This window comes from Kineosporia babensis (genome assembly GCF_021129305.1).
Taxonomy (GTDB): domain Bacteria; phylum Actinomycetota; class Actinomycetes; order Actinomycetales; family Kineosporiaceae; genus Kineosporia; species Kineosporia babensis.
On record NZ_JAJOMB010000005.1, the window covers coordinates 1 to 16720 of the forward strand.

Sequence of the window (16720 nt, forward strand, 5' to 3'; positions counted from 1 at the left end):
AGGGCAACCTTTCCAACCTACCCGGCTGGTCCAGCGGTGTAAACCTTACCAGAAGATTTTCACTGCTTTTTCCATCCGACCCCGAGCGAACTTCAGCGACTCGAGCCGCGAGGCTAGAGCTGCTGAGACTTCCGGGGGAGCTGGCTCCGGGACCGGCCACTTTCGTGTCCGTCGCTCCCGCGCTGCCAACACGTAGAACTTTACGGATGGCCAACGGGCAGGTCAAATCCTGGTGTCAAGCACCACTCGACCAGGCTATATGACGCACCGGAATCGCCCGAGCACATGCAGCCACGGCGTGTCGGCGAGCCTCCGGTGGACACCAACTCCACGCATGTACATCGCGTACCGGGCGTGCCGTGTGTACACAGTTCGGTTCCCTCCCCGCAGGCACAGAGCCCAGGCCCGTGGTGGAAGTTGAGAAGTGGGAGATGACCCTGATGGCTCATTCGGGCGCGCAGGTCTGCCCGGCCAGGTCGCATCCCAAGAGAGCCCCCGGCGGAATGACCGCTTGACCTGTGACCTTGCCAGGCGGAGCAGGATGGGCCGAGTCGTTCGTCCAGGTCGGCGAAGATTCGCCGAATCACGTAAACGAAGTGTGGCCAGATCGCGCTTGGTTTACGCGTTGTCGCGGACCCGCAGAAAAGCCAGAACCTCTGCGGTCGCCGGTGACGGATCTTCAGCGACTGGGCGCCGGCCCGGGTGGCAGCTCAGGTCACGGGCTGAGTTGAAATGTCCGGCGGACAAGCTGATTTCTGGGCGCAAACGATGACAGGGCCCGCACACGGTGAGGTGTGCGGGCCCTGCGGGACGAACTGCCTTACTCGCCGACCAGCTCTACCGCGGCGAGCTGGCGGCGGCCTCGGCGGACCAGGATCCAGCGGTCGTGCAGCAGGTCCGAGGTGCTGACCGTGGCGGCCTCTCCCCCGGTCACCTTGGCGTTGTTCACGTAGCCGCCGCCGTCGGACAGAGTGCGCCGGGCTTCGGACTTGCTCTTGGACAGGCCGGTGGCCACCAGGAGGTCGATCACCGAGTGCTCGCCGCGCGGCAGCTGGGCCTTGGGCAGTTCGGCGAGCGCGTCACCCAGGGTGCCCTCGTCGAGGCCGGACAGGTCGCCCCCGCCGAACAGGGCCTTGCTGGCCTCCTCGACGCGGGTGGCCGCCAGTTCGCCGTGCACCAGGGTGGTCATCTCCCGGGCCAGGGCGCGCTGGGCCTCGCGGGCCTGCGGGCGGGTGGCCGCGGACTCGGCCAGCTCGGCGATCTCCTCGGCGGTGCGGAAGGTGAACACCTTGAGGTAGTCGACGATCTTCGCGTCCTCGGCGTTGACCCAGAACTGGAAGAACGCGTAGGGCGAGGTCATCGTCGGGTCCAGCCAGATCGCGCCGCCCTCGCTCTTGCCGAACTTGGAGCCGTCGGCCTTGGTGATCAGCGGCGTGGACATGGCGTGCACGCTCTGCTCGGGGCGCACCCGGTGGATCAGGTCGATACCCGCGGTCAGGTTGCCCCACTGGTCCGAGCCGCCCAGCTGCAGGGTGCAGCCGTGGCGCCGGTTCAGCTCCAGGTAGTCCATGGACTGCAGGATCTGGTAGCTGAACTCGGTGTAGCTGATGCCGGCGTCGGAGTTCAGCCGGGCGCTGACCGCGTCCTTGGACAGCATCTTGCCGACCCGGAAGTGCTTGCCCATGTCGCGCAGGAACTCGATGGCGCTCATCCCCGAGGTCCAGTCCAGGTTGTTCACCATGGTCGCGGCGTTGGGGCCGGTGAAGTCGAGGAAGGGCTCGATCTGGGCGCGCAGCTTGTCCACCCAGCCGGCCACCACCTCGGGCGAGTTCAGGACCCGCTCGGCGGTGGGCCGCGGGTCGCCGATCAGGCCGGTGGCGCCGCCGACCAGGGCCAGCGGCCTGTGCCCGGCCTGCTGCAGGCGGCGCATGGTGAGGATCTGGACCAGGTGGCCGATGTGCAGGCTGGGGGCGGTCGGGTCGAAGCCGATGTAATAGGTGACCGGCCCGGCTCCGAGCATCTGCTTCAGCGCCGTCTCGTCGGTCGACGCCGAGATCAGGTTGCGCCAGGTCAGCTCGTCCCAGACGTTGGCCGCAGGCGCGGAGGTCACGGATTCTTCGGTACTCACGGTCACGCGCCCAAACATAGGGCCGACCTCACCCTGGATGGGAACCGCATTAACTACCTGGGGACGCCGGTGGTCGCCGTTTGCGCGGGACCGCGGGTCGGTAGGCGGAGACCGTGGGATCACCGTCGATCCAGTACCGCCAGGGAGACTCCGCCCCGGCAGCCACTCCCACCCGGGGACCGCTGCGCAACCGCCGCTGCGGGACCGCCTTGCCGGCCAGAACCTCGAGGGAACCTCCCGAGCAGACGTCGCGCCCATCGTCCTCACGCACGAAGCCCAGCGCACTGGCGAGCCGCGCGGGCCCCTGAGCCAGATCGCTGTCGCGTTTGCTGGAGGGACGCCGGGAGCGAGCTACGTCCAGCCCGGAAACCACCTCGCCGGCCCGGAGCAGTACCCCGCCGGAAGTGCCCTCCGGGCGGCAGACCAGGTTGGCGCAGTAGTGCATGCCGTAGGTGAAGTAGACGTACAGGTGGCCGGGAGGGCCCCACATCGTCTTGTTCCGGGGCCTGAGGCCCTTGTGCGAGTGCGAGGCCGGGTCTTCGCCCTCGCCGAGGTACGCCTCCACCTCGGTCAGCCGGACCTCGACCGTCTGCCCGTCGCGTTCATGCCGCAGGATCGCGCCCAGCAGGGCAGGCGCCACGACCAGGGGTTCACGGGCGAAGAACGAGCGCGGCAGCGGGGCGGGTAGCACAGGGCGAGCCTCTCATGGAGGTCGTAACCCCGCGCCATGGGCGGCTGTTCGTGTGAGGTGGGGAATTCTGATGCGTGGACCGCGCCATTGCGACCCACGCACGGCTCAGTCTTACCCCTGCTCTCACAGACGACAAGACACCAATTTTGCCCGCAACACCAAAAACCCTGCGGCACAGCGCTTTATCTATTTCAGAAATGTTTCGCAGACGGTTCGTGACGGTTGCTTTACGTAACAAACCTGACCGGCTGTCACAGCAACCGCCACGAACCCGCAGTTTTACCGCTCACTCCCCCGAGGCGAATCCATCGTCCCCGGAACGGGTTTGATCACGGTTCGGCCTCAGTTGGCGGCCCACTCTCGCAGGGTCTTGATCTGCCCGGCAAGCTCAGAAGCCTGCTCGGCGACCCGGCGCGGCGAGGTGCCACCCCGGCCGTCCCGCGAAGCCAGGGCCCCCTCGACGTTCAGCACCTCGCGCACCGCCGGCGTCAGGTGCGAAGACACCTTGGCCAGGTCCTCGTCGGTCAGGTCCCACAGCTCGACCGGCTTGCCCTCGGCCGCCGCCCGCTCCTCGCAGCGCTGCACACAGGCCCCGGCGATCTCGTGGGCGTCACGGAAGGGCACCCGCTGCCGCACCAGCCACTCGGCGATGTCGGTGGCGAGCGCGAAGCCCTGGGGAGCCAGGTCGGCCATCCGCTCGGTGTGGAAGGTCAGGGTGGAGACCAGGCCGGTGAGGGCGGGCAGGAGCACCTCGAGGGTGTCGGCCGCGTCGAAGACCGGCTCCTTGTCCTCCTGCAGGTCGCGGTTGTAGGCCAGGGGCAGGGCCTTGAGCGTGCCCAGCAGCCCGGCCAGGTCGCCGATCAGCCGGCCGGCCTTGCCCCGGGTCAGCTCGGCCACGTCGGGGTTCTTCTTCTGCGGCATGATGCTGGAGCCGGTGGACCAGGCGTCGGCCAGCGTGACGAAGGAGAACTCCTTGGTCGCCCAGATGATGATGTCCTCGGCCAGGCCCGAGATGTCCACGCCGACCATCGCGGCCACGAAGGCGAATTCGGCGCCCAGGTCGCGAGAGGCCGTACCGTCGATCGAGTTCGCCACCGAGGAGTCGAAACCCAGGTCGGCGGCCACAGCTTCGGGGTCGAGACCGAGGGTGGAACCGGCCAGGGCGCCCGAACCGTAGGGCGAGACGGCGGCGCGGCGGTCGAAGTCCCGCAGCCGGTCGACGTCACGCACCAGGGGCCAGGCGCGGGCCAGCAGGTGGTGGGCCAGCAGCACCGGCTGGGCGTGCTGCATGTGGGTACGGCCGGGCATCGGCGCGGTGGGGTGCGCGGCCGCCTGGGCGGCCAGGGCCTCGGCCAGGTCGAGCAGCAGGTTGGCCACCACCCGGGCGTGATCGCGCAGGAACATCCGCAGCAGGGTGGCGATCTGATCGTTGCGCGAGCGCCCGGCCCGCAGCCGGCCGCCGAGCTCCGGCCCGAGGCGCTCGATCAGGATGCGCTCCAGGGCCGAGTGCACGTCCTCGTCGTGCGGCGCGGCGGTGACCACACCGGAGGCGACGTCGGCGTCCAGGGCCTCGATCCCGGCCAGCAGCCCGGCCAGGTCCTCGTCGGTGAGCAGCCCGGCCCGGTTCAGCGCCCGGGCGTGGGCCCGTGAGCCGGCCAGGTCGTAACGGGCCAGCCGCCAGTCGAAATGGGTCGAGACGGACAGGGCGAACATGGCGTCGGCCGGGCCGGCGCTGAAACGTGAACCCCACAGGACCTTGGGCTCGGCGGTCACAACGTGCTCCTTAGTGAACGGACCCCGCGAACGGGCTCACAGACGTCTTCAATCAGATGTACCGGCAGCGAGCGAGAGGAAACGGTCGGCGACCGCCTCCCCGCCCACCGGGTCGCGGGTGACCACCATGACAGTGTCGTCACCGGCGATGGTGCCCAGCACGTCGGGCAGGACCGAATGGTCGATCGCCGAGGCCAGGAACTGGGCGGCGCCGGGCGGGGTGTGCAGGACCACCAGGTTGGCCGAGGCCTCGGCGGTGACCAGCAGTTCTTCGCAGAGCCGGGCCAGCCGGGAAACCAGCATCTCCTGCTCCAGGCCGGCCTGCGGAGTGCGGTCGCCGCCCTCGGCGGGCACGGCGTAGACCAGCCCGCCCTCGGGGTGGCGGACCTTGACCGCGCTCAGCTCGACCAGGTCGCGCGAGAGCGTGGCCTGGGTGACGGCCACCCCCTCCTCCGCGAGCATCTGGGCCAGGTCGACCTGCGAGCGCACCCGGTTCAGGCGCAGCAGCTCGACGATGCGGTGATGCCGGGCGACCTTGGTGTGGGCCGTCCTCGGCGAACTCATCCCGAGCGCTCCAGCAACCAGGTCAGCAGCGCTTTCTGGGCGTGCAGCCGGTTCTCCGCCTCGTCCCAGACCACCGACTGCGGGCCGTCGATCACCGAGGCGGAGATCTCCAGGCCGCGGTAGGCGGGCAGGCAGTGCAGCACGATGGCGTCCGGTGCGGCGTGCGCCATCAGCTCGTCGTTCACCTGGTACGGAATGAAGATCGCGGAGCGCTCGGCCTTCTCGGCCTCCTGGCCCATCGAGACCCAGGTGTCGGTGACCACCACGTCGGCGCCCTTGACCGCGACCGCCGTGTCCTTGGACACCGAGACCGATCCCCCGGTGTCCGAAGCCAGCGCCGCGGCCTGTTCCACCACGGCGGGGTCGGGCTGGAAACCCTCCGGGGCGCCGATCCGCACATGCATGCCGGCGTTCGCCCCGGCCAGCAGGTACGAGTGCGACATGTTGTTGGCGCCGTCGCCCAGGTAGGACAGGGTCAGCCCGGCCAGCTTGCCCTTGTGCTCACGGACGGTCTGCAGGTCGGCCAGCAGCTGGCAGGGGTGGTACTGGTCGGTGAGCGCGTTCACCACCGGCACGGTGCTGTGCGTGGCCATCGCCTCGATCCGGCTCTGGTCGCCGGTACGCCAGACGATCGCCGCGGCCTGGCGGGTGAGCACCCGGGCGGTGTCCTCGATCGGCTCGCCGCGCCCGAGCTGGCTGCTGCCGGAGTCGATGATCAGCGGGTAGCCGCCGAGTTCGGCGATGCCGATGCTGAAGGAGACCCGGGTGCGGGTGGAGGACTTGTCGAACAGCACCGCCACGGCCTTGGGGCCTTCGAGCGGACGGGTGTCCAGGCGGCCGGCGGCCCGGTCGGCCTTGAGCTGGTCGGCGAGGTCGAGGACCTCGATCAGCTCGTCGGGGGAAAGGTCGTCGTCCTTGAGGAAGTGCCGGACGGTCATGAGATCTCCTGCGAAGCAAGGTCAAGGGCGGCGGGCAGGGCCGCGAGGAAGGATTCCGCCTGTTCGGCGGTGAGGATCAGCGGCGGGGCCAGCCGGATCGTGTCCGGCGCGACCGGGTTGACGATGAACCCGGCCTCGAGCAGGTGGGCCGCCACCGAGGCGGCGACCGGCTGGGTGAGCTCGATCGCCTGCAGCAGGCCCTGCCCGCGCGCACCGGCCACCAGCGGGTGCCCGAGGACGCCGGCGGACAGCTGGTTCCCGACCGTGACGGCGTTCTCCAGCAGGCCGTCCCGCTCGATCACGTGCAGCGTGGCCAGGCCGGCGGCGGCCGCGATCGGGTTGCCGCCGAAGGTGGTGCCGTGCTGGCCCGGGCTCAGGAGGGCCGCGTTCTCGGCGCCGTAGACCACCAGCGTACCGACCGGGATGCCGCCGCCCAGCCCCTTGGCCAGAGTCATCGCGTCAGGGGTGACGCCTTGGTGAGCGAACCAGGTTCCGGTGCGGCCGATTCCGGTCTGCACCTCGTCGAGAATCAGCAGCGCGCCGTGGGCCCGGGTGATCCGGCGGGCCGCGGCCAGGTAGTCGGCCGGCGGGATCCGTACTCCGGCCTCGCCCTGGATCGGCTCGAGGAAAACGGCGGCGGTGCTGTCGTCCACCGCTGCTTCCAGGGCCTCGACCGAACCGAAGGGCACGTGCTCGACGTCGCCCGGCAGCGGGGCGAACGGCTCACGGTAGGCCTGCTTGTGGGTCAGTGCCAGCGCGCCCATGGTCCGGCCGTGAAAGGCCTTCTCGGCCGCGATGATCCGGGTGCGGCCGGTGCGGCGGGTCAGCTTGAACGCCGCCTCGTTGGCCTCGGTACCGGAGTTGCAGAAGAACACGGCCGAGCCCTCGGGAGCGCCGGCGAGCTCGAGAATCCGCTCGGCCAGGGCGATCTGGAGGGGGTGGGTGAAGAAGTTGGAGACGTGGCCGAGGGTGGCCATCTGGGCGGTGACGGCCGAGACCAGGAACGGGTGGGCGTGCCCCAGGGCGTTCACCGCGATCCCGCCGAGCAGGTCGAGGTAGCGCCGGCCGTCGGCGTCCCACACGTACGAGCCCTCGCCGCGCACCAGAACCCGCTGCGGGGTACCGAAGACGCCCAGCACCGAACGGCCGTAGCGCGCCAGCCAGGCGGCCGAATCGTCCTGGTTCAGATCCACCAGCGGGCTGCTCTGGGCACTGAGGTCGGCGCTCATGAAGGACTTCCGTTCTGTGCGGAGGAGGGCACGACCATGGTTCCCGCGCCTTCGGAGGTGAAGACCTCCAGCAGCAGGCTGTGCGCCACCCGGCCGTCGATGACGGTGGCCGTGGGCACGCCGCCGCGCACCGCCCGCAGGCAGGCCTCCATCTTCGGCACCATTCCGGACTGCAGGCTGGGCAGCATGGTCTCGAGTTCGTCGTCGGTGATCTCGGACAGCAGCGAGGACTTGTCCGGCCAGTCCGCGTACAGCCCCTCGACGTCGGTGAGCACGACGAACTTACGGGCCTGCAGGGTGATCGCCAGGGCCGCGGCCGCGGTGTCGGCGTTGACGTTGAGCACCTGGCCGTCGTCGTCCGGCGCGACCGTGGAGATGACCGGGATCCGCCCCGCGTCGATCAGGTCGATCACCGCCGCCGGGTCGACCTCGACCACGTCGCCGACCAGGCCGATGTCCACCTGCTCACCGTCCACCACGGCGTCGCGCTTCTCGGCCAGGAACAGCCCGCCGTCCTCGCCGGACATCCCGATCGCGAGCGGGCCGTGCTGGTTGATCAGCCCGACCAGTTCCCGCCCGACCTGACCGGTGAGCACCATCCGGACCACGTCCATGGTCTCCGGGGTGGTCACCCGCAGGCCGCCGCGGAATTCGCTGTCGATGCCGAGCTTCTTGAGCATGGCCGAGATCTGCGGGCCGCCGCCGTGCACCACCACGGGTTTCAGGCCGGCCGCGCGCAGGAACACCACGTCCTCGGCGAAGGCGCGCTTGAGCTCGTCGTCGATCATCGCGTTGCCGCCGTACTTGATCACCGCGATCGCGCCCTGGAAGCGGCGCAGCCAGGGCAGCGCCTCGACCAGGACCTCGGCCTTCTGGCCGGCGCTGAGGTGCGGGAGGCCGATCACGACGAGTACGCGCTGTTCTCGTGGACGTACGCGTGGGTGAGGTCGTTGGTCCACACCGTGGCGGTGGCGTCGCCGGCCTTCAGGTCGATGGTGACGCTGACCTGACGCGGGTTCAGGTCGATGCCGGAGGGGTCCTCACCGGGCTCGCTCTTGCGGCAGACCCACACGCCGTTCAGCGCGACGTCCAGGTCGGCCGGGTCGAAGGCCGCCGTGGTGGTGCCGACCGAGGCCAGGATCCGCCCCCAGTTGGGGTCCTTGCCGAAGATCGCGGCCTTGAACAGGTTGCTGCGGGCGACCGAACGGCCGACCTCCACCGCCTCTTCCTCAGAAACGGCGTGCAGCACCTCGATCGCGATGTCGTGGTCGGCGCCCTCGGCGTCGGCCAGCAACTGCTGGGCCAGGTCGTGGCAGACCGCGGTGACGGCGGCGGTGAACTCCTCGGCCGAGGGGGTGACTCCCGAGGCGCCGGACGACAGCAGCGCCACCGTGTCGTTGGTGGACTGGCAGCCGTCGGAGTCCAGCCGGTCGAAGGTGACCCGGGTGGCGGCCCGCAGCGCGGAGTCCAGCCCGGCCGGATCGACCTGGGCGTCGGTGGTGATCACGACCAGCATGGTGGCCAGCGCCGGGGCGAGCATGCCTGCGCCCTTGGCCATCCCGCCCACCGTCCAGCCCTGCGGCGAGGTGACCGAGGCCTGCTTGGAGACGCTGTCAGTGGTCATGATCGCCTGCGCGGCGTCCGCCCCACCGTCGGCGGTCAGCTTCGAGGTGGCGTCGGCGACCCCGGCCAGCAGCTTGGGGCGCTCCAGCAGCGGGCCGATCAGGCCGGTGGAGCAGACCACCACGTCGAACGCGTCGATGCCGTTGAGCTTGGCCACCTCCTCGGCGGTGGCGTGCGTGGTCTGGAACCCTTCCGGGCCGGTGTAGCAGTTGGCGCCGGCCGAGTTCAGCACCACGGCGCGCAGCCGGCCGTCGACGACGGCGCGCTCGCTCCACAGCACCGGGTTGGCCTTGCAGCGGTTGCTGGTGAACACGGCGGCCGCCGCGTCGTTCGGTCCCTCGTTCAGGACCAGTGCCACGTCGGGGGCCCCGGTGCTCTTCAGCCCGGCGGCCACCCCGGCGGCGCGAAAGCCCTTGGCCGCGGTGACGCTCATAATCTGTTTCCTCTTTCCAGAAAGGGCTATTCGGCGTCTTCGGTCACGGTGTAACCGGCGTGACGCCAGACCGAGGCGGCCACCACGGACTGCGCGGCGGGCACGAGCACCCAGTCGGTGTCGAAGGTGGAGACGTTGAGCACCGGGATCCCGGCGTCGGCGAGCGGTTTCAGCAACCGCATGAGCACGCCGATCTGCGAGAACTCCAGCGCCCCGGCGGCCCGGGTGACGGTGAACGGCCCCTCCACCGGCCCGGGGACCGGCTCGGGCAGGCTGGTGGTCGGGCAGACCACGCTGATCTCGTCGGCGGTGCGGGAGACGCTGACCAGCGGGGCGCCGACCGCCCAGTCCGGCTCCGGGCTGTCCGGGGTGAGGCGGACCAGGGCCATCGCCTGGCGGTACTGGATCAGATGCACGAGAACGCCTCCATGCTCACGGTGCAACCCCGACCAGCGGCAGCCCCAGGGTTTCGGGCAGATCGAGCGCCAGATTGGCCGACTGGATCGCGCCCCCGGCCGTGCCCTTGGCCAGGTTGTCGATCGCGCTGACCACGATCACCCGGCCGACTCGCTCGTCCACCGCCACCTGGATCAGCGCGGTGTTGGCGCCGAGCGTGTCGGCGGTGCGGGGCCAGCGGCCCTCGGGCAGGACGTGGACGAACGCCTCGTCCGCGTAGGTAGAGACCCAGGCCTCACGTACGGCCTCGGCACTGACCCCCGGCTTCAGCTTGGCGGTGCAGGTGGCCAGGATGCCGCGGGACATCGGAGCGAGCGTGGGGGTGAACGAGACCCGCACCGCCTCCTGCGCCGCCAGGCCCAGATTCTGCTCGATCTCCGGAGTGTGCCGGTGCACGCCGCCCACGCCGTACGGGCTCATCGAGCCCATCACTTCGCTGCCGATCATGTTGGTCTTGGCGGCCTTACCGGCGCCGGACGTTCCGCTGGCGGCGACCACCACCACGTCGTCGGGCTGCAGCAGTCCGGCTGCGAAGCCCGGGGCCAGGGCCAGGCTCGAAGCCGTGGGGTAGCAACCGGGCACCGCGATCCGCCGCGCGCCGCGCAAGGTTTCACGTTGTCTTTCACCACCGGGATGCGGCAGCTCAGGTAAGCCGTAGGCCCAGGTGCCGGCGTGCTCGCCACCGTAGAACTCCTGCCAGGCCTCGGCGCTGGAGAGCCGGTGGTCGGCGCCGCAGTCGATGACCACCGTGTCGGCCGGCAGCTCGGCGGCGATCTTCGCGCTGGTGCCGTGGGGCAGGGCGAGGAAGACCAGGTCGTGGCCCTGGAGCTGCTCGGCCGTGGTGGGCCCGAGCACGCGGTCGGCCAGGGGCAGCAGATGCGGCTGATGCTCGGCCAGCCGGGTGCCCGCGTTACTGCCCGCGGTGAGCGCACCGATCTCGATCTGTGGGTGCTGCAGAAGGAGTCTCAGCAGCTCACCGCCGGCGTACCCGCTTGCTCCTGCCACTGCTGCCGTGATGCCCATGGCGCATGACTATACACAGCAACGTAATTGTATGCATAGTGCGGTGTGACACAGGGAACCATGAACGATACCCCTGGTGAACTGGCCGGGCGAGAGCGTGGTTCCAATCAGGGGACGTCGCCCCTGCCCCAGTCGCGCACGAACCGCCAAAACAGGGACGTCCCCGCTCAAGTTGAGCGGGGACGTCCACCATTGGGGTTGTTACCCCCGCTGCACCGCACCCGTACGCTCGGCCGCCACCGCGACAGCAGCATCGCGCGCAGCCGCGGTTTCTTCCGCCGTCAGCGTGCGGTCCGGCGCCCGGAAGCGCAGCGCGAAGGCGAGCGACTTGTGCCCCTCTTCGATCGGCGCCTGAACGTAGACGTCGAACAGCCGCGCGGACTCCAGCAACTGCCCCGCCCCGGCGACCAGAGCGGCGTGCACGTCCTGCGCCTGGACCTCGTCCTTGACCACGAGCGCCACGTCTTCCTTCGCCAGGGGGAAGGTCGAGATCGGCTGTGCCGGGACGATCCCGCCGGACGCCTGGATCAGCACGTCCAGGTCGACCTCGGCCGCGACCGTACGCGGCGGGAGCCCCAGGGCAGCGACCACCTTGGGGTGCAGCTCACCGGCGTGACCGAAGAGCTTGCCGTCGATCTCCAGCCGCGCGCAGCGACCCGGGTGCCAGGGAGCGTGATCCGGGTCCTTGACCACAGTCGGCTCGATCTTGGCCGCCCGCGCCACCAGCAGCGCCGCCTCCAGGGCGTCGGACCAGTCGGCCGCCCGGCCCGCGCTGTTCCAGCCCTGCAGTTCCCGCTGACCAGTCATCACGACCGCAGCGCGCAGCGGCTGGTGCGGGATGGCCTGGTCCAGCTGCTCGAGCTCGGCGTCGGAGGGGCGGCTGCCGGCCTGGGGGTGACCGGCCTTCGCCTCCGTACCGTTCGGCCGGGTGACCGAGCCGATCTCGTACACGGCCAGATCGGTGTTGCCCCGGCTGACATTGCGCTTGACCGCATCCACCAGCGTGGCCAGCAGCGAGGTACGCATGTACGGCTGCTCGTCCGACAGGGGGTTGGCCAGCCGCAGCGCCTGCCGCCGCTCGTCGTCCTTGGGCAGACCGAACGCGTCGTGAACGGATCCGCTCATGAACGGGTAGGTGAGAACCTCGACGATGCCGTGCTCGGCCAGCGACCGGGCCACGGAACGACGCAGACGCTGCCCGTGGGTCAGACCGCCGCCAGGAGGAGCGACCGGCAGCACGGACGGGATCTGGTCGTACCCCCGCAGCCGCGCCACCTCTTCGGCCAGGTCCACGCCCACGCCGAGGTCGGGCCGCCAGCTCGGCGCCTTCACCGTCAGCACGTCGGAACCGCTGACCTCGCAGCCGATCTGCTCGAGGCTGGAGACCACCTCTTCGCGGGTGTAGTCCAGGCCGACCACGCGCGCCGGGAAGTCCGCTGCCATCTCGATGACCGCACCTTCGGCGGCGACGCCGACATCGGTGACCGGGCCGACCTCGACCGCCGGGCCGCCGTACTCGACCAGCAGCCGCACGGTGAGTTCGGCCGCGACATCGGCGAGCTGGGTGTCCACCCCGCGCTCGTAGCGCTTACCCGCCTCGGTGGACAGCTTGTGCCGGCGCATCGTCCGGGCCACCGTGATCGGGTCCCAGTGCGCGGCCTCGACCAGCAGGTTCGTGGTCTCGGCGGAGACCTCGCTGCTGGCCCCGCCCATCACCCCGGCCAGGCTGAGCACGCGCGAACCGCGCCCCTCGGGCGAGTCGGTGACCAGCAGGTCCTCGGCGTCGAGCTTGCGCTTCACGTCGTCCAGCGTGGTCAGCTGCTCGCCCGGCACCGCCCGGCGCACCACGATCGGCGCCACCAGCTTGTCCAGGTCGAAGGCGTGCAGCGGGTGCCCCACGGCCAGCATCACGTAGTTCGTGACGTCGACGGCCAGCGAGATCGGGCGCATCCCGGCCTGTTCCAGCCGACGCTGCATCCAGCGCGGGCTGGAGGCGGTGGCGTCCACCCCACGGACCACCCGGGCAACGAACCGGTCGCCGCCGAGCACACCGTTGATCGGGGCCTGGTCGTCCAGTTCGACCTCGAAGCCGTCCGCCGCCGGGGCCGGTACCTCGATCAGCGCCGGATCGGTGAAGGCGGCGCCGGTGGCGTGCGAGTACTCCCGGGCGATCCCGCGCAGGCTGAAGCAGTAGCCACGGTCGGGGGTCACGTTGACCTCGACCGTCTCCTCGGCCAGGCCGAGCAGCGCGATCGCGTCGTCGCCGGGCTTGACCTCGTCGAAGCCCCACTCGGTGAGCCGGATGATCCCGTCGTGGTCCTCGCCGAGGCCGAGTTCCAGCGCGCTGCAGATCATTCCGTCGGACTTGTGGCCGTACGTCTTGCGCGCGGCGATCTTGAACCCGCCGGGCAGCTCGGCCCCCGGCAGCACCGCGACCACCAGGTCGCCCTCGAAGAAGTTGCCTGCGCCGCAGACGATCCCGCGCGGCTCGGCCTCACCGACGTCCACCTGGCACCAGCGGATCGTCTTGCCGTTCTTCTGCTTCTCCGGGGTGAACTCGAGCACCCGGGCGACCACCAGCGGGCCGGTGACCCCGCCGCCGTGCACCGCTTCCTCTTCCAGGCCGACCTTGACCAGGTCGGCGGCCACCTCGAGAGCCGTTGCGCCCTTGGGCAGCTCGACGTACTCGGCCAGCCATGACAGTGGGGCGCGCATCAGGCCTCCATTCCGTAGTGCAGGCTGAACCGGACATCGCCTTCGACCATGTCCCGCATGTCCTCGACGCCGTTGCGGAACATCAGGGCCCGCTCGACCCCGACGCCGAACGCGAAGCCGGAGTAGACCTCCGGGTCCAGGCCGCAGTTACGCAGCACGTTGGGGTTGACCATGCCGCAGCCGCCCCACTCGATCCAGCCGGTTCCCTTGCAGGCCCGGCAGTTCGCGTCCTTGCCCTCACAGACGAAGCAGCGCAGGTCCAGTTCGGCGCTCGGCTCGGTGAAGGGGAAGAAGTTGGGGCGCAACCGGGTGACGGTGCCCTGGCCGAACATCTCCGACACGAAGTGGTCGAGGGTGCCGCGCAGGTTCGCCATGGTCAGGCCCTTGTCCACGGCCAGGCCCTCGATCTGGTGGAAGACCGGGGTGTGGGTGGCGTCCAGCTCGTCGGTGCGGAACACCTTGCCGGGGCAGACGATGTAGATCGGCGGCTCCCGGTCCAGCAGGGTGCGCGCCTGCACCGGGGAGGTGTGGGTCCGCAGCACCAGGTTGCTGTCGGCCGGGTTGGCGAAGAAGGTGTCCTGCATCTGCCGGGCCGGGTGGTCCGGGCCGAAGTTCAGGGCGTCGAAGTTGTACCAGTCCGCCTCGACCTCCGGGCCTTCGGCGACCTCCCAGCCCATCGCCACGAACACGTCGGCGATCCGCTCGGAGATGGTGGAGATCGGGTGCCGGGCCCCGGCCGGCCGGCGGTCGACCGGCAGCGTGACGTCCACCGACTCCTCGATGAGCACCCGCTCGTCGCGCTCGGCCTCGAGCTCGGCCTGGCGGGTGGCCAGGGCCTTGTTCACCTGGCCGCGGGCCTTGCCGACGCGCTTGCCGGCGTCGGCCTTGGCGGCCGGGGGCAGGGCGCCGATCTCGCGGTTGGCCAGGGCCAGTGGGCTGCGGTCGCCGGCGTGGCCGAGCCGGGCCTGCTTCAGCTCGTCCAGGTCGCCCGCCGCGGCGAAGGCGGCCAGGGCCTGCGCGACGAACTCGGCCAGCTTCTCCTCGGAGAGCACCGCGACCTGCTTCGGGTCGTAGTCCTTGGTACTCACAATGTGATCCTCACGTGCGTCATCTTTTCAGACAGCGGCCAGCGGATTGTTCTCCCCGGCCTGCGGGCAGAAGTGAGTTGACGGCGGAGCCCGGGTGGCTGATCAGCCGGCTGCCGGGTCCGCCTTGGTAAATCGGCGCTCCTGGCGGCGTTGGGCCCGCGCGGTGGCGTAGAGGCACACGGTGGCGGCGGTACCCAGGTTGAGGCTCTCGGCCCGGCCGTGCACCGGTACCCGGACCACCGCGTCTGCGAGTTCGCGGTCCGTCTCGGGCAGGCCCCAGGCCTCGTTGCCGAACACCCAGGCAACGGGGTTCTCCAGATACGGGCTGCTTTTGGACGTTGTGGGCACCGATCGGGCAGGCGTGGACGAGTCGGTGGTCGCGTTCGCGCGGTCTTCCGCGTCGTCGCCGAGCACGTCCAGGTCGTGCTCCCCCACACCGTCGGCGGCGAGCACGGTGATGCCCTGGGCCTTGAGCGCCTGCACCGCGTCGGCCAGGGGCACGCCGGTGACCACCGGGAGGTGGAAAAGGCTGCCCGCAGTGGACCGTACGCACTTGGGGTTGTGCACGTCGACGCTGGACTCGGTGAGCACCACCGCATCGGCCCCGGCGGCGTCGGCCGCGCGGATCACGGTGCCGGCGTTGCCCGGGTCTCGGACCTGGGACAGCACAGCGACCAGGCGGGGCTGCTGCTCCAGGACGGTCTCGAACGGCACGGTGATCAGGTCGCAGACCGCGAGAAGCCCTTGCGGGGTGGTGCTTCCGGCCCCCGCCAGCATGGCCTCGAGCACCTCGTCGGTGACCAGGCGGGCCCAGATGCCGGAATCGATGGCCTGATCGATGATCTCGGGGTAGCGGGCAGCCGCCTCGGGGGTGGCGTACAGCTCGCGCAACGCACCCGGCGCGTCCACCGTCCGGCGCCGGCCGTCGTCGCTGTGGTTGGCGGCGTGCTCGGTCACGGCCTCACGCACCGCCTGCGGGCCCTCGGCCAGGAACCGGCCGGCCCGCTGACGTGCGGAACGCCCGGACAACCGGGCCACCGCCTTCACCCGGTCGGACCGGGGGTTGGACAGCGCCTCGAGTGCCGGGCGTTCCGTGGTCATTTCTGTTTCCCGCTGGCCGCAGGCCCGTTTCCGGGCGCGCGTGTGGCTCAGGCCGCAGAGGTCTCGGCGGTCGCCGGGAGGGCGGCCTTGGCCAGCACGACCAGGGCGGCGAAGGCGGCCTCGTCGTTCACGGCCAGCTCGGCCAGCATGCGACGGTCGACCTCGATCTCAGCGGCCTTCAGGCCCTGGATGAAGCGGTTGTACGTCATGCCGTTCGCGCGGGCAGCGGCGTTGATGCGCTGGATCCACAGCTTGCGGAAGTCACCCTTGCGCGCCCGACGGTCGCGGTAGGCGTAGACCAGCGAGTGCGTGACCTGCTCTTTGGCCTTGCGGTAGAGGCGTGAGCGCTGGCCGCGGTAACCGCTGGCGCGCTCGAGGACCTCGCGGCGCTTCTTCTGGGCGTTGACTGCCCGCTTGACGCGTGCCACGTGGAGTCTCCTTGGTTCTGATCACCGGTCGGCACGACCGGCGACGGGGGTTACGGGAAGCGGGAAATCAGAGGCCGAGCAGGCGCTTGACAGCCTTCAGGTTGCCGTCGGCGACGGGCTCGTCCGAGGCCAGGCGCCGGGTGCGGCTGGACGGCTTGCCCTCGAACAGGTGGCGACGGTTGGCCTGCTCACGCATCAGCTTGCCCTTGCCGGTCACCCGGAAGCGCTTCTTCGCACCGCTGTGCGTCTTGTTCTTCGGCACGTCTGTGTCTCCTCATCGATCCGCGCGCGGGTGATCCGCGCGCGGAAGGTGTGTCGGGACCGGGCGAACTGCAGTGCTGAAGTTCGCCCGGTCACCGGGCTTACGCGGCTGCCGTCAGGCGTCGGCGGCCGCTTGCTGCTCGGGGGAAGCAGCCGGCTTGGCGGCTTCCTCCGCGGGCTTCGCCTCGGCCGCAGGCCCCGGGGTGGGACGCGGACCGGGGCGCGGGCCGGGGCCCGGGGTCGGACGCGGGCCGATGGAGCCCGGTGTG

At 70.4% G+C, this 16720-nt stretch carries 15 protein-coding genes; all 15 read right to left on the reverse strand.

What is annotated here, in order from left to right; translation table 11 throughout:
- Positions 1-820 precede the first annotated feature (820 nt).
- Entirely contained in the window at positions 821-2146 is a 1326-nt protein-coding gene (tyrS, locus tag LR394_RS11025; RefSeq protein WP_269328993.1) for a tyrosine--tRNA ligase, read from the reverse strand.
- Between the two features lie 31 nt (positions 2147-2177).
- The gene (locus LR394_RS11030) at positions 2178-2819 is read right to left on the reverse strand and encodes a DNA-3-methyladenine glycosylase (RefSeq protein ID WP_231440620.1); all 642 of its coding nucleotides are present in this window, start codon (positions 2817-2819) and stop codon (positions 2178-2180) included.
- 342 nt (positions 2820-3161) lie between these two features.
- Positions 3162-4592: an argininosuccinate lyase gene (gene argH, locus LR394_RS11035; RefSeq protein WP_231440622.1), complete on the reverse strand. Its 1431-nt coding sequence runs from the start codon at positions 4590-4592 to the stop codon at positions 3162-3164.
- A 48-nt stretch (positions 4593-4640) separates the two neighbouring features.
- Positions 4641-5156, reverse strand: a complete 516-nt coding sequence (locus LR394_RS11040; protein ID WP_231440624.1) for an arginine repressor — start codon at positions 5154-5156, stop codon at positions 4641-4643.
- Positions 5153-6094 (reverse strand): ornithine carbamoyltransferase, encoded by a 942-nt coding sequence (argF, locus tag LR394_RS11045; RefSeq protein WP_231440627.1) that lies wholly within the window; start codon positions 6092-6094, stop codon positions 5153-5155. The genes LR394_RS11040 and argF overlap by 4 nt, the downstream gene beginning before the upstream one ends.
- Entirely contained in the window at positions 6091-7323 is a 1233-nt protein-coding gene (locus LR394_RS11050; protein WP_231440629.1) for an acetylornithine transaminase, read from the reverse strand. The genes argF and LR394_RS11050 overlap by 4 nt, the downstream gene beginning before the upstream one ends.
- The gene (gene argB / locus LR394_RS11055; protein WP_231440631.1) at positions 7320-8228 is read right to left on the reverse strand and encodes an acetylglutamate kinase; all 909 of its coding nucleotides are present in this window, start codon (positions 8226-8228) and stop codon (positions 7320-7322) included. The genes LR394_RS11050 and argB overlap by 4 nt, the downstream gene beginning before the upstream one ends.
- Positions 8225-9379 (reverse strand): bifunctional glutamate N-acetyltransferase/amino-acid acetyltransferase ArgJ, encoded by a 1155-nt coding sequence (gene argJ, locus LR394_RS11060; RefSeq protein ID WP_231440633.1) that lies wholly within the window; start codon positions 9377-9379, stop codon positions 8225-8227. The genes argB and argJ overlap by 4 nt, the downstream gene beginning before the upstream one ends.
- 26 nt (positions 9380-9405) lie before the next feature.
- The gene (locus LR394_RS11065) at positions 9406-9795 is read right to left on the reverse strand and encodes an ACT domain-containing protein (protein ID WP_231440635.1); all 390 of its coding nucleotides are present in this window, start codon (positions 9793-9795) and stop codon (positions 9406-9408) included.
- A gap of 16 nt (positions 9796-9811) precedes the next feature.
- The gene (gene argC, locus LR394_RS11070; RefSeq protein ID WP_231440636.1) at positions 9812-10858 is read right to left on the reverse strand and encodes an N-acetyl-gamma-glutamyl-phosphate reductase; all 1047 of its coding nucleotides are present in this window, start codon (positions 10856-10858) and stop codon (positions 9812-9814) included.
- Between the two features lie 201 nt (positions 10859-11059).
- Positions 11060-13573: a phenylalanine--tRNA ligase subunit beta gene (gene pheT / locus LR394_RS11075; protein WP_231440638.1), complete on the reverse strand. Its 2514-nt coding sequence runs from the start codon at positions 13571-13573 to the stop codon at positions 11060-11062.
- Positions 13573-14661 carry a phenylalanine--tRNA ligase subunit alpha gene (pheS, locus tag LR394_RS11080; protein WP_231440640.1) on the reverse strand — a complete coding sequence of 363 codons (1089 nt, stop codon included), beginning with the start codon at positions 14659-14661 and terminating at the stop codon, positions 13573-13575. The genes pheT and pheS overlap by 1 nt, the downstream gene beginning before the upstream one ends.
- 102 nt (positions 14662-14763) lie before the next feature.
- Positions 14764-15762 carry a TrmH family RNA methyltransferase gene (locus LR394_RS11085; RefSeq protein ID WP_231440642.1) on the reverse strand — a complete coding sequence of 333 codons (999 nt, stop codon included), beginning with the start codon at positions 15760-15762 and terminating at the stop codon, positions 14764-14766.
- A 47-nt stretch (positions 15763-15809) separates the two neighbouring features.
- Complete coding sequence (rplT, locus tag LR394_RS11090; RefSeq protein WP_231440644.1) at positions 15810-16190, reverse strand: 50S ribosomal protein L20; 381 nt, start codon at positions 16188-16190, stop codon at positions 15810-15812.
- 67 nt (positions 16191-16257) lie between these two features.
- A complete protein-coding gene (rpmI, locus tag LR394_RS11095; protein WP_231440645.1) occupies positions 16258-16452 on the reverse strand; it encodes a 50S ribosomal protein L35 in 195 nt (64 codons plus the stop codon).
- Positions 16453-16720: the final 268 nt, after the last annotated feature.

Excerpts from the sequence above, each read along its gene's own strand:
- tyrS (WP_269328993.1), bottom strand. The coding sequence starts at position 2,146 with ATGTTTGGGCGCGTGACCGTGAGTACCGAAGAATCCGTGACCTCCGCG.
- LR394_RS11040 (WP_231440624.1), bottom strand. The coding sequence starts at position 5,156 with ATGAGTTCGCCGAGGACGGCCCACACCAAGGTCGCCCGGCATCACCGC.
- argF (WP_231440627.1), bottom strand. The coding sequence starts at position 6,094 with ATGACCGTCCGGCACTTCCTCAAGGACGACGACCTTTCCCCCGACGAG.
- LR394_RS11050 (WP_231440629.1), bottom strand. The coding sequence starts at position 7,323 with ATGAGCGCCGACCTCAGTGCCCAGAGCAGCCCGCTGGTGGATCTGAAC.
- argJ (WP_231440633.1), bottom strand. The coding sequence starts at position 9,379 with ATGAGCGTCACCGCGGCCAAGGGCTTTCGCGCCGCCGGGGTGGCCGCC.
- argC (WP_231440636.1), bottom strand. The coding sequence starts at position 10,858 with ATGGGCATCACGGCAGCAGTGGCAGGAGCAAGCGGGTACGCCGGCGGT.
- pheT (WP_231440638.1), bottom strand. The coding sequence starts at position 13,573 with ATGCGCGCCCCACTGTCATGGCTGGCCGAGTACGTCGAGCTGCCCAAG.
- LR394_RS11085 (WP_231440642.1), bottom strand. The coding sequence starts at position 15,762 with ATGACCACGGAACGCCCGGCACTCGAGGCGCTGTCCAACCCCCGGTCC.